The organism is Spirochaetota bacterium (assembly GCA_034190085.1).
In the GTDB taxonomy this organism is placed as follows: Bacteria; Spirochaetota; UBA4802; order UBA4802; family JAFGDQ01; genus JAXHTS01.
Genome location: JAXHTS010000068.1, coordinates 104586 through 117185 on the forward strand (window position 1 = coordinate 104586; position 12600 = coordinate 117185).

Annotated in this window: 12 protein-coding genes; 5 read left to right on the plus strand and 7 right to left on the minus strand. The window is 38.1% G+C overall.

What is annotated here, in order from left to right:
- Positions 1-34: 34 nt before the first annotated feature.
- The 3 genes from SVZ03_13670 (at position 35) to SVZ03_13680 (ending at position 3312) form a co-directional block, all read left to right on the plus strand.
- Positions 35-1261 (plus strand): hypothetical protein, encoded by a 1227-nt coding sequence (locus SVZ03_13670; GenBank protein MDY6935257.1) that lies wholly within the window; start codon positions 35-37, stop codon positions 1259-1261.
- Positions 1262-1544: 283 nt separating this feature from the next.
- Positions 1545-2549: a permease gene (locus tag SVZ03_13675; protein MDY6935258.1), complete on the plus strand. Its 1005-nt coding sequence runs from the start codon at positions 1545-1547 to the stop codon at positions 2547-2549.
- A 487-nt stretch (positions 2550-3036) separates the two neighbouring features.
- On the plus strand, positions 3037-3312 hold the full coding sequence (locus SVZ03_13680; GenBank protein MDY6935259.1) for a hypothetical protein: 276 nt from the start codon (positions 3037-3039) through the stop codon (positions 3310-3312).
- Between the two features lie 18 nt (positions 3313-3330).
- On the opposite strand, the gene SVZ03_13685 is transcribed toward SVZ03_13680, so the two are convergent.
- The 5 genes from SVZ03_13685 to SVZ03_13705 form a co-directional block, all read right to left on the minus strand.
- Positions 3331-3747, minus strand: a complete 417-nt coding sequence (locus tag SVZ03_13685; protein MDY6935260.1) for a secondary thiamine-phosphate synthase enzyme YjbQ — start codon at positions 3745-3747, stop codon at positions 3331-3333.
- A 26-nt stretch (positions 3748-3773) separates the two neighbouring features.
- Positions 3774-5060 (minus strand): IMP cyclohydrolase, encoded by a 1287-nt coding sequence (locus SVZ03_13690; GenBank protein ID MDY6935261.1) that lies wholly within the window; start codon positions 5058-5060, stop codon positions 3774-3776.
- A gap of 9 nt (positions 5061-5069) precedes the next feature.
- Positions 5070-5840, minus strand: a complete 771-nt coding sequence (locus SVZ03_13695) for a lysophospholipid acyltransferase family protein (protein ID MDY6935262.1) — start codon at positions 5838-5840, stop codon at positions 5070-5072.
- A 182-nt stretch (positions 5841-6022) separates the two neighbouring features.
- Positions 6023-7159 (minus strand): aminotransferase class V-fold PLP-dependent enzyme, encoded by a 1137-nt coding sequence (locus SVZ03_13700; GenBank protein MDY6935263.1) that lies wholly within the window; start codon positions 7157-7159, stop codon positions 6023-6025.
- 51 nt (positions 7160-7210) lie between these two features.
- Positions 7211-7885, minus strand: coding sequence for a nitroreductase (locus SVZ03_13705; protein ID MDY6935264.1), 675 nt, complete (start codon positions 7883-7885; stop codon positions 7211-7213).
- Positions 7886-8252: 367 nt separating this feature from the next.
- On the opposite strand from SVZ03_13705, the gene SVZ03_13710 reads away from it, so the two are divergent.
- Both SVZ03_13710 and SVZ03_13715 read left to right on the plus strand, forming a co-directional pair.
- Positions 8253-8750: a dual specificity protein phosphatase family protein gene (locus tag SVZ03_13710; protein MDY6935265.1), complete on the plus strand. Its 498-nt coding sequence runs from the start codon at positions 8253-8255 to the stop codon at positions 8748-8750.
- A 70-nt stretch (positions 8751-8820) separates the two neighbouring features.
- Entirely contained in the window at positions 8821-10050 is a 1230-nt protein-coding gene (locus SVZ03_13715) for an HD domain-containing protein (GenBank protein ID MDY6935266.1), read from the plus strand.
- 91 nt (positions 10051-10141) lie between these two features.
- Here the strand turns inward: SVZ03_13715 and SVZ03_13720 are convergent, their stop codons facing one another.
- A complete protein-coding gene (locus tag SVZ03_13720; protein MDY6935267.1) occupies positions 10142-11362 on the minus strand; it encodes a CoA transferase in 1221 nt (406 codons plus the stop codon).
- An 80-nt stretch (positions 11363-11442) separates the two neighbouring features.
- A complete protein-coding gene (locus tag SVZ03_13725) occupies positions 11443-12288 on the minus strand; it encodes a UbiA-like polyprenyltransferase (GenBank protein MDY6935268.1) in 846 nt (281 codons plus the stop codon).
- Positions 12289-12600 lie beyond the last annotated feature (312 nt).

The following is a 12600-nucleotide window of genomic DNA, read 5'->3' on the forward strand; positions in this document are numbered from 1 at the left end:
AGCGTGTAAAGACGATGACAAAAGCTCTGGATTTATGAATTATCCACTTCCGGAGGATAGCACAATAAATGCAGCAAAAGGGGTGCTGGATTCGCTACCATCTCTAAATCCAGTAGAGGATATTGACACAAACATTGCTACAATGGCCCAGGCATTGGTTGATGCAGAGGTTCAAGGGGTTATTGTTACTGTAAGCGATGCCAGTGGAAATGATAACATAGAGGATAATGGTGATATTATATATACCGCTTCAGAGGTTACTGGCAATGTAGTGTTTGCCTTGAATAAGGGGACTGCTGCAGAAGCAACATCTACAGTGTCAGCAGTTGTTCCGGCAAACGCTAAGCCCACCGCAGCCTTTAAAAATGAGATCGTCGTCAGTGGGGCCGCAATAGGCGAATGCAATGGAAGTTATTTTGAGGATACTGAAAATGGGCCTATAAATGGAAGACCCCTGTATAAACATGGAACTGAGGGCTATTACATTTATTTAGGTGTGTGCACGTGGGATGAGGCTCGAACTCCATATCCAAATCCAACATGGTGGATAGATGAAGGCTATACTGGTCCCGACAGGATGTATAGAGTTGACGATGTTCAAGATACCTTCACTCCTCCCTCTGGTGATTGGACAACTAGTTGTTGGGACGATTCAGATTTGTCTACTCCAACTGTGCTAAATTTGGGCAGGATAAGCGGATTGCTCTGGGCAGGCCAGACCCTGACAGCTCCTGAATACACATATCAGGATGCTGATGGAGATCCCGAGGGAGCTACCCTTAAAGAGTGGTATAGATATGATGATAAGGTATGCACTAAGGGTGAAACATTATTGGGGTGTTCAACCACCTATACACTAGAGTCAAATGACATTGGAAAATATATAAGATATAGTGTTACACCTGTTGCAGGGTATGGCAATTTAACAGGTACCTCTATTTCAAGCCCTGTTTCAGGTCCTGTTATTGCTGCTCCACCAAACAGCTATGTGGCAACCAGTGACGGGACATCCGGCGTGGATGGTGTATTCAATTTAGTTGGCGCATATGCCGGCAGCCCCAAATATAAGCATGAAAGCGAGGAATATTACATCATGCGATGTGGTTGTGATTCTGATTGGAGAATCAGACTGAATTATAGCTCTTATCATTATCGTAATATATATGCCAACTCTTCCACTGATGATATTCCCCCATCAGATGGGTGGGATGATTACCCCTGTGGGGCAATGGGCACACCTCCTACATTAACGCCGCAATAAGTCTAAATTAGTCTTCTGTGAAGATGTTTTGAACGCCTATAAATGAAAAAGCCGGCAGCAAAACCTTGCCGGTTTTTTCTTAAAAAAACTTATGAGGTGAATAATTCTTGAAATTCAGTACACTTGACAATTACAATTAAGTTAAACAGGATGAACGGAACAGCTCTTGTGCTTCACTTGTAAAATCCCCTTCTGAAAGCTTGGGATAATTTTAGGATTGAATAATGAATTGCCGGTGTTTGCTAAATATGAATTGTCATGAGTACTGAAATTTTTGAATTCAATGGATATACTGGAAAGCGAAGTGACTCTGAATTATAAGAGAAATGCAATTAAAATTATATTGGTGTTTTCTTTTCTGTTCGTAGTAGTAGACTATATATATAAAACAGTGAAAGATATTACCTACCTTGACAGGTCGAAATGTTTAGTTTATCAACTGCTCCCTAAAACAGGTTTTTTATTCTTTGAGTATTTTATTGAATTAACCATTGTTGTCTTTATTGGCATATATATTGCTGCATTGCTTGAAAAGTATTTTATGAGATATAGGAGATTCTTCCCTTCCAATCCTGTAACAGCATTCTTCTACGCCTCTGTATTGCCTGTATGCGCCTGTTCTGCAATACCTCTAGTAAAGACAATGGAAGGTAAAATGAATTTAAAAACTCTGATCCCCTTCTCGGTTGCGGCCCCACTTTTGAATCCCTATATAATAATACTATCCTTTAACGTTCTCGGCATGGAGTATGCTCTTTTAAGAATTGGCTCTTCATTTATTCTTGCCCTATCAGCAGGATATGTGTTGGAGCTTTTAAAGAAAAAAGACACCGTGGCTGCAAGGAGCCTGAACATATGCAACGCAAAAGCCTGCATGGTGATGGAGGAAGATATATACATAAAAACCTATTCAATATTCAAAACAATAATACCCTATCTTGTTATTGGAGGAAGTGTCGGTATAGTATTAGATCTTGCTTCCTCAAAGACGATGCACTTAACATCTTTAATAAGTAATTCATTTTTGGGGAATGTATCAATAATCATTTTCGGAATCCCATTCTATTTATGTAACGGAACAGATGTTTTATTATTAAAACCTCTACTCTGTTCGGGGATAAATATTGGAACCGGCATAGCATTCTCTTTAACATCTACATCTATATGCATTACTTCAATATTTATGTTGCTCAAATTCATAGGAAAGAGGTTAACATTCCTGTTGATTGGGAATATCATAGTTGTAACTTTAGTTTTGAGCCAAATAATAAATCTATATTTTGGTTAATGTTAAAATTATGTATAAGAAATATGTTTACACTCGCCTGAGTCTATTTGGATTTTTCTTTATTTTATTATTTTTGGCCTGCAGTAAATCCGATTCAATTATTATCAATGGATATTGCGCTAATGATCTTTAACATGATCCTAACTTATATATCTATCAATCAGGAAATCTGCCCCAATACACACCCAGCCCCAATGTGCCATTACTCAAATATAGTCGAATTTTTCCTTGACATGTAGAATAATAAAATTAGAATTATATGTCTCATTAAATTACCGGGTATTAATTATTGATTAGCGCTTATTCACAATTATTAAGCTTTTATATTGAAATAGTACAAGCTACATAATTGAATGAGACTATAAGACTATAGCTAATATTCGTACATATTTCAATAAAATAGAGCTTCCAGTTTATTAAAGCCGAATATAGGCCATAATCTTTAATTGTGAAAAGCAGCTATTAAACAAATAATAAGAGAGGGGATATGAGGTACATAAAAAATCTAGTTATTTTTTTACTTATCAGTGTATTCTTCATTTCATGTAAGGCTAAAAAAGAGATGACTCTCCATGATTTTTTAGCAGTACAGGAAGAGATACTCTCAAGTGATCTCACTCCTGAATTGGAGAAGTCAATATTACAAAGACATGGTTATACTATAGAACAGTATAGATCTTTCGAAGAGAATATTGAGAACGATCCGGAACTCAAGGCAAAGGCAGGCGAGATGAGACTTCAAATGTATCGTAAATCTAAATAGGGTTAGTGCTGGATTGAGCTAATAGATTATCTGTACAACAATCTTTCTATTTCGTTGTCTTGTATCACAATCGATTAGAATCACTTGTTGCCAGGTGCCGAGAGTAAGGGTTCCATTGACAAAGGGCACTGTAATGGATGGTCCTATGAGTGCTGCCTGCAGGTGCGCGGCGCCATTATCATCATGCCAAGTGTTATGATGATGATAGTGATCTCCATAGGGAAGGATTCTTTCGAGGAAGATGCTTATATCCTTGGTTAATCCAGGTTCATATTCAATGGTAGTTAATGCAGCTGTTGAACCAGAGACAAAAACCACAACAATGCCATCGTTTACACTATTCTTGGAAATAATGTTTTGAATCTTTTGTGTGATATCAATAACATCTCTCCTGCCTTTAGTCGAAACTGTAATATAATCAGTGATAACCGCCATCTGGTAATTAGTCCAAAATAATAGAATTAGTGTTTGAAAGCCCTTTGATCGGTAAATACCATAGTAACCTTGGGATTTGCTTCGTTGCAAGCCATTATCGCTTCGAAATCTCGGTCTGATCCTCCGGGCTGTACTATTGAGGTAATCCCCTCCTTTATCCCAACATCAACTCCGTCTCTGAAGGGGAAAAAGGCATCAGAAACCATAGATGACCCAACTAATCCACCCTTTGCATCCCTGGTCTCATTATCAATATTGAGAATAACAGATCTTTCCCTAATGCCATTATCAACTTCTCTCTCAAGCTCCTTATAGGGTATCCCAAATTTATCGAAGCATAGTTGGTCTGCATATTTTGTGTATGCCTTATATATGGCAATTTCAACAACACCAACCCGATCCTGCTCTCCTGTACCAATGCCAACCGTTACTAAATCATTTACAAATAGAACTGAGTTTGATGTCACTCCCTGTTCAACATTCCATCCAAATAAGAGGTCATCATACTCTCCATCAGTTGGGAGTCTATCGATATTATAGGATTTGCCCTTATATTCGGCAACTGCAGGCTTTAGGTCTTCTTTGGTGATAATCCTGTTTAGTGGTGATTGCTGAACAATTATTCCACCATCTATGAGAGATTTGAAATCAACAAAACGCAGGGCCTTGTATTTTTCAAGGCTATCTATCCTTTCAATCTTAACAATTCGCAAATTTTTTCTTTTTTTTAAAATATCAAAGGCGCCTTCAATATAATCAGGTGCAACGATCACCTCAATATAGTGTTTGGATATGAGTTCAGCTGCCTCTTTATCTACTGGTCGATTTAAGGTAACACATCCTCCAAAAGCAGCGATTCTATCAGCTTTATATGCCCTATCGTAGGCTTCAACGATTGTGGAACCATAGGCCACGCCGCATGGGTTATTGTGCTTTACGATTACTGCAGCCGGTTTGGACATAAGAAATTTTAAAACATTGAGTGAATTATCAATGTCCGTAAGGTTTATCTTTCCAGGATGTTTCCCAGATTGCAACATCATGCTTTCATCAATACAACTAATAATAGAATTGCCAGGTTCAATAAACCTGCATTCACCCAAAACTAGATTCCCATTTACCAACTGGTACATTGCCGCTTCCTGACCAGGATTCTCGCCATATCGCAATCCTTTCTCAACCATACTCCCTTTATCTTCAATCTTCCATGTCCTCTTTTTATACAACAGCCTCTGGTCACCAAACTCAATTGTAAGGGAATCTGGGAAATGGTCATCCATTATAGTTTTATATGATTTTTTATAGTCACTCATAAATATAGGCTAATTAAATAATGATCTGTTTGTGTTAGAAGATTTTTTATATTCTGTAATATCCGATTGTAAATTTATTATACTCTCTCTGAGGTCATTCATCAAAGTCTTGATCTCAGACCCCTTTGTGTTGCCAGTAGTCTTTATCTCCTTCCCAATATTAACATAAACTTTACTAGGATGTACCCTAAAAGTATCCGGCAATAATGCCTCGTAAGTGCCATCAATATAGATGGGAACAATCGGAACACCTGTTCTTGCACATAGATGAAAAACACCCTTTTTAAATGGTTGTAATTCCCCTTCCCGGCTTCGTGTTCCCTCAGGAAATATTGCCACTCTTGATCCATTCTTAATCTTCTCAGCAGATTTATAGAAACTCTGTAGTGCCTTTTTTGTGTTTTCCCTATCAACTGCTATATAGTTATTGGCTTTCATATGCCATCCAATAATAGGTAATTTAAATAATTCCTTCTTCGCAATCCACCCGAATTTTACAGGGATTATTGAAGATAGAAGCAATATATCTAAATGACTTAGATGATTTGATGCAAAGATCTGGGTTATTTCCTTATTTATGTTTTCCAGTCCCCAAACGGTTACCTTTATTCTGCAAAACCAGAGTATAATTTTTGCCCATCCTTTCATCGTATAAAAGGAAATGTCTCCTCCTGGATTGAATATTAGAGATAAAAGGGATATAATCCCACCTATAATTGTTAGGATGGTAAAGAATACAAAGCAAATCCAGGAATATAGCAAATTAATCACTGATTTCATTATTTATCCTCTTGATTATAAGTAAGAATTGAATATAGGTTTTGTATGCTCAAGAATTACGAAGACTATAATCTATTTTTAAATGAAAATTTGTCAATAATTATTCATACATGTCTTATAGTAGAGGATAATAGCTCAAACACTATATAATAGGGATAATTATAAATGTGCCTTGGAGTCCGTTATCCACTATAATCATCTAATGCGTTCATAAAATTTTCAATATCCCTCTCATTATTATAGAAATGGGGTGAAATCCTTATTATATTATTCCTAAGGGCAACTAGGATATTTTTCGTGGTTAAATAACTGTAAAGAGGGTTGGGATCAGAATGAGGTAGAAAGCTTAGAATTCCAGAACGATCATCTCTATCCATTGATGTGACTATTTGAAAATTTCTTTTTTGCAATCCTTCCAAAAAGAGATTATTTATGGCAAACACCCTTTCCCTTATGTTATTTATTCCAACCTCATCAATCAGCTCAATAGCCGCTCCTAATGCGCATATGCCAGCAATATTCATGTTGCCAGGCTCGAAACCAAGGGCATTGGGCTTTACATCAAACTCGATTCCAAAGAAATCTTCATCCTTGAGCATACTCTTCCATCCAACAAAGACCGGGTGAATGATCTCTTTTGCTTCACTGGAGATATAGAGACCTCCAATGCCCATGGCGCTCATAAGCCATTTATAACCCCCGGTTGCGAGAAAATGAATACCACATTTTTTAACATCTAATGGAATAATTCCCAAGCCTTGAATAGCATCCACGCATAGCAATATTCCCTTTCTGCGACAGAGATCGCCTATAGCTTCTAAATCACATCGGAAACCAAACATAAAATCAACATAACTAACAGATATGAGTCTCACCTTCGGGGAGATGGCCTTCTCTATATCATTCACACGGAAGCGTCCATTACAACGCCTGATAAATGTAGTCTTTACACCCTTTCTCTCAAGATTAAGCCAAGGATAGACATTTGAAGGAAATTCAGGAACTGGTATCAGCACTTCATCCCCCTCCATCCATCTTATCCCTTCCGCAACATAACCAAGCCCCTCTGAAGTGTTGCCAACAAAGGCAATCTCAGCCGGATGGGCATTGATAAGGCCTGCAAAGAGCCCGCGTACCTCCTCGACCCTCTTCATCCATCCATCATAGCCCTTTATACCATAATAACTGAATTGATTGCTTATATTACTGAATGCTTCGGCTGCCCTAAGCGAAGGTGCAGAAATGGCGGCATGATTAAGATAAACATATTTTTTGATAACTGGAAATTGGGAACGGTAGTCTTCAAAGTCAGGTGACATTTTTATAATTTGAGTGTCATGAAAAAGTGTATATCAGGGTGTGGGGTAATTTTAGTCATAGCCGCACCACGTTGTGATGTTATCCACAGGCTCCCTAGCGCTCTCTACCCTGTTTGCAGGAAAATCCATATCAGGATATCCAATGGCTATGCCGATAATTATTCGCTTTGAGTCTGGTATACCCGCGGCTTTTCTTAATACCTGAGGGTACATTACACTCTGATCCTCTATGCATGTGCCTAGGTTAAAGCCCATTGCTGCAAGGCAGATGTTCTGCATCACTGCTCCAAGATCTAATAGCGGGGTAGATTCAACCAGTGATCGATCTGTTAATATAACAATTGAGACAGGGGCATCAAAGTGTCGAAATCCGCGTTCCAACCACCATGCCCTTTTCACTTTGTCTTCTCTGGGTATATCCATGAGTCGGAAGAGCTGCTTGGCCAGTCCTACCTGTCTCAACCGGTATACACTTTCATTGGTCCAACCCACAACCAGATGCTCTGGACTGGGAGGGGTTCCTGAGTTGAGCAGTTTGACATTCTCCTTCCCAATCTCTTCAAGTATATTACCAGTTAGCACTAAAAATTCCCATGGCTGTATATTCATCGCTGATGGAGCACGGCAGGCTATTCCCAGGATTTCCTTAATAACCTTTTGGGGGACAGGATCAGGTTTAAAAGCCCTGATACTCTTTCTTGTCTGTAATGCCTCTATTAAGTCCATGGCCCTTATCCTTTTTATATTTTATTAATGTATCCTTGATGCCTAGGAATTCTAAAATAAATTTATAATGAAACATTGCAAGTACTTTTCTCTATATTTCACTAAGACAAATAGGTTGATCAATGGTATAGCAAAGGAAAAATATTTGTATTAGGCTTGTTGTGTGGGTTGGCTCTGTTTTCAGGCTCTTTATTAAATATGTTGAGAATAAAAATGATTCAAAAAATATTTGATAAATGAGAATAAATGTACAATAATTATCTATATCTATTATGGTAAATCCCCAAAAAAATGCTGATCTTAATAAATTACCGGGATTATATAATACTATAAAGCCTTATAGGAAGATTACAGGAAATGAAGGAAAATGATGAAAAACAATGATAACACTGATCTTATGATATTGAGTGAGATTCGTTTTGGTTTTCTGCATACTTACAGAGTAGCAGGAATGGGAGAGCCCTGGTCTATGAAGATTGATAAAACTCTGCAATTATTGAGGGAACAGGGGATTGGCGCAATATTAACCCTAACTGAGGATGATCTTTATGGGAAGAGGTATCAGGACGCTGGATTTATGCATTTTCATGAACCGATTGATGATGCCAGAGCGCCTACAATGGAAGGGATGGACCGTTCTATTGAATTTATCAATTCCAGTCTCCAGAAGGAGCTAGGTGTTGTAGTTCACTGCGTTGAGGGACGAGGTAGAACTGGTATTGTGCTTTGCGCATGGTTGGGTTTGACTGAAGGTTTGGGTCCCAAAGGCGCTATTTTACGAGTGTTTGAGTTACGGAGCCATACGGTTCTCTCGCCAGTTCAGCGTTCATTTATTTATCAATATTTGGATAATAGGCACATATAAGAATAAAATATTTGAAAAAAATTCTCATCAGGTATATAAGTCAATACAGAGCCATAAAGATATTAATATCATGAATAATGAAAAAGATCGTCTTAATGAGATTATTCGTTTAGGCACTGAACTCAACAGCATTCAGGATATGGATATGTTGCTTGAACGGATACTTCTTGAAGCGAGAACCGTAACAAATGCGGATGCTGGATCAATCTACATCCGTAATGGTAAATACCTCATATTTAAATACTCACAAAACGAAACGAAACAGAAACAACTTCCCTTTGGGAAGAAACTTCCCTATACTAATTTTAAGATTTTAATTAATGCTGAATCAATAGCGGGTTATGTTGCGACTACGGGAAATATATTGAACATCCCTGATGTTAATGCTATCTCCGATAATGAGCCCTATAGCTTTGATTGTACATATGATGAAAAATCAGATTATAATACACAATCAATGCTTACTGTCCCTATGATGACTAATCGCGGCGATATTATTGGCGTGCTTCAGATCATAAATGCAAAGGACAGCGAAGATAACGTAGTTTCATTTTCTAGGGATGATGAACCCTTTGTGCTTCACTTTGCGAATACTGCTAGTATTGTTCTCCAAAGAACACAGATGACGAGGGCGCTTTTGCATCGAATGATCAGAATGGCTGAGTTGCGTGATCCAAAAGAAACAGGGCCTCATATTAACCGTGTAGCCACCTATGCTGTGGAGCTGTATGAACGTTGGGCGATGTATAAGTGTGTTCCCAAATGTGAGATTGATAAGAACAGGGATATTTTGCGAATGGCTGCAATGCTGCATGATGTGGGAAAGGTAGCGATATCTGATCTGATCCTAAAAAAGCCGACAAGATTAACAACCGAGGAGTATGAAGTCATGAAGACTCATACCTATATGGGCGCTCGTCTATTAGGGGATAAACAGTCTGATTTTGACGAGATCGCGGCAGTAGTGTCATTAACTCATCATGAGAACTGGGATGGCACGGGATATCCTGGTTATATTGATGTGAATACTGGAGAGGTTTTGGAAAGGGATGGTAAAGGACGGCCATTGCCCCTTAAGGGGGAGGAGATACCCATTTATGGAAGAGTAGTCGCCCTTGCAGATGTTTATGACGCTCTCTCATCCAAACGAGTTTATAAGGATGCTTGGGAGGAGGAGGATGTTATCAAGGAGATAAAGTCTCTTTCTGGGAAAAAATTTGATCCTGATCTGGTAAGTGTATTCTTAGACTGTCTGTATCTGTTGAAATCTATTAGACAACGATATCCGGACAATGATTAATTTATGTAATAGTTCAAATGATATGTGACACTCGCGAGATAAATCCCTCACACCCTTGAATGTCGTATGCTTCTTCGGCAGGTTCCTGTATTTACTGAATGACCTGCTCAGCCTTAAGTTTGGATATCTCATCATCTGTCATCCCCAACAACTCCCCAAAGACGTAATCATTATGCTCACCAAGAGAGGGGGTATGTACATTGTCTTTCTGTAATGTATTGCTCATCTTCCATGGTAAACGAGCGATTCTAACCGTTCCCATGTCAGCCTGGTCAACATCTATGAAGAATCCCCTTTTGTTCAGGTTTTGATCCTCAATCACCCCGTTAATCTTGAGAGAGGCGCCTGCCATTACTCCAGCTTTTAGCAATAACCCCATTACATCATTTTGTGTATGATCTTTTGTCCATTCAGATATCAATTGATCGAGTTCCTTTTGGTTCTTCCATCGATTCAGATTATTGTTGAATCTCTTATCCACTTCCCATTCAGGATGACCTGTAGCGATGCAGAAGGCTCTCCATTCATCTTCATTGGAGACAGCTATGGCGATCCACTCGTCGTCACTCTTACATGGATAACATCCATGAGGCGCAATAAGGTTATCACGATTCCCTTGCCTTTCTTGTACTCTTTTATTTATTGCATAATCCATTGCAGGATATGGAAGGGTAGCGCATGCCATCTCAGTCATTGAAAGGTCAATATATTGCCCTTCCCCAGTCTTTGAGCGATGATATAACGCAACAAGGATTGAAAATGCTCCATGCTGTGCCGCAGCTATATCTGTCCATCCGCCTACACCAAAGGGAAGTGGTTCGCTTTTATAATAGCCATTCATAGATGTAAATCCACAAAATGCGTCCACAATAGGAGCATAAGCTGGGAAATTATTGTAAGGCCCTGTTCTACCGAAACCTGAACCAGAATACATGATAATATCGGATTTAAGCTCTTTTAGATCTTGATATCCCAATCCCCAGCGGTCCATCACAGGACCTCCAAAATTTTCGGTGACTACATCGCTAATCTCGATAATTTCTTTAGCGATCTCCCTGGCTTTTGAGTGTGTCATATTGAGTGTACAGCTCTTCTTTCCATAGTTAAATACAGCGAAATCAACGCTTTTGTTCATCCCAGGAATAAGCTTCCTGCCCATAGAATAATAATGTCTTGTTAAATCTGGGCGAAGTTCGCTTTCAACCTTTATAACCTCCGCTCCCATGGTAGACAACCAATGTGTAGCATGAGGTCCAGCCCAAACGTGGCAGAAATCTACAACCCTTATTCCTTGAAGCGGAAGTCTTTGCATCCTAATTTACCATCCTTAAATATATAATAATTCCTATAGGTAGGCTAGCATGATATTGTATATTACATTAAAGATCATCATTACTTAATCATTACGTCTATGAATGTGCCAATGAAGAGTATTGCTGGTATCATATGGTTTATTTGAATGAATTCCACAATTGCAATCTCGAAATCCCTATTTCTGATTAAGAATTGCTGTTTATAAAAGATTATTGCAACGCTAATAATAGAAACCCAGTAGGCAGTACCTCTTGAAGTTAATACACCAGCTATAATTAGCGCAATCATTGCAAAAACATATAATATAGATGAGATCATCGATGCTTTGCCCATCCCATATCTTGCTGAGATTGGGATAGGACCTTTATCTTTATCGAACTCAACATCCTTAAGAGAATAGATGATATCAAGCCCTGACATCCACATGAAAATGGCAATACTCAGAATCAAGAGGGGAATTATGTCAAATCTAGAGGTAACCGCCAAATATCCTCCAATAATAGATGACGCTTGAATAATGCCTAAATAAAAATGTGATACAATATTAATTCTTTTAATAAATGGAAAAATGACCAATCCAAGGATTGCAACAAATGATAGATGAAAACATAATCTATTGATCATATAGGCGGAAAAGATGAGTATAAGGGATAGAAAAATGGCCAAGCTCCAAACGCTTGGTTTTTTTACCTCCCTATTTGAAATCAATATTCTATTTTTTCTGGGATTCTTTGCATCTTTATTCAAATCAATTAACTGGTTTAATAACAACCCAAGTGTGCTTGCGGATACCAATGCAATTGTGACCCATATCCAGGTATATATCTCATCTCCTCCAGCAAATAGTAATCCCAAATAAGCAAAAGGAAGAGTAAATAGGGTTTGATCAATTCGAATAAGCTGAATAAATATTTTCAATTTCATAATCATTTCACTAAATTATTATTCGCTGTTATATATTAAAATGGTAACTACTCACCTATGGATATAATAATATTTATTTTACGAAAAAACAGGTAGAATGAGTTGAGGTTAGTCAAAATGTAATTCCCCTGTATTTATAGGGGCAGGCTCTGTGAATGCAGGAATTTAATTGCTTAAGATTCCGGCATTTCGCTACGCTACAGCCGGAATGACATACTTTTAGGCAGTTCCAACTCATCTCCTTTATACATTTTTTATCTAATAGTGTATATGAAAAAAACACCTAAATAGTTACTAAAAATGAATAATTTA

Excerpts from the sequence above, each read along its gene's own strand:
- SVZ03_13695 (MDY6935262.1), bottom strand. The coding sequence starts at position 5,840 with ATGAAATCAGTGATTAATTTGCTATATTCCTGGATTTGCTTTGTATTC.
- SVZ03_13680 (MDY6935259.1), top strand. The coding sequence starts at position 3,037 with ATGAGGTACATAAAAAATCTAGTTATTTTTTTACTTATCAGTGTATTC.
- SVZ03_13720 (MDY6935267.1), bottom strand. The coding sequence starts at position 11,362 with ATGCAAAGACTTCCGCTTCAAGGAATAAGGGTTGTAGATTTCTGCCAC.
- SVZ03_13710 (MDY6935265.1), top strand. The coding sequence starts at position 8,253 with ATGATGAAAAACAATGATAACACTGATCTTATGATATTGAGTGAGATT.
- SVZ03_13685 (MDY6935260.1), bottom strand. The coding sequence starts at position 3,747 with ATGGCGGTTATCACTGATTATATTACAGTTTCGACTAAAGGCAGGAGA.
- SVZ03_13675 (MDY6935258.1), top strand. The coding sequence starts at position 1,545 with ATGGATATACTGGAAAGCGAAGTGACTCTGAATTATAAGAGAAATGCA.
- SVZ03_13670 (MDY6935257.1), top strand. The coding sequence starts at position 35 with ATGAATTATCCACTTCCGGAGGATAGCACAATAAATGCAGCAAAAGGG.
- SVZ03_13700 (MDY6935263.1), bottom strand. The coding sequence starts at position 7,159 with ATGTCACCTGACTTTGAAGACTACCGTTCCCAATTTCCAGTTATCAAA.
- SVZ03_13725 (MDY6935268.1), bottom strand. The coding sequence starts at position 12,288 with ATGAAATTGAAAATATTTATTCAGCTTATTCGAATTGATCAAACCCTA.
- SVZ03_13715 (MDY6935266.1), top strand. The coding sequence starts at position 8,821 with ATGAATAATGAAAAAGATCGTCTTAATGAGATTATTCGTTTAGGCACT.
- SVZ03_13705 (MDY6935264.1), bottom strand. The coding sequence starts at position 7,885 with ATGGACTTAATAGAGGCATTACAGACAAGAAAGAGTATCAGGGCTTTT.
- SVZ03_13690 (MDY6935261.1), bottom strand. The coding sequence starts at position 5,060 with ATGAGTGACTATAAAAAATCATATAAAACTATAATGGATGACCATTTC.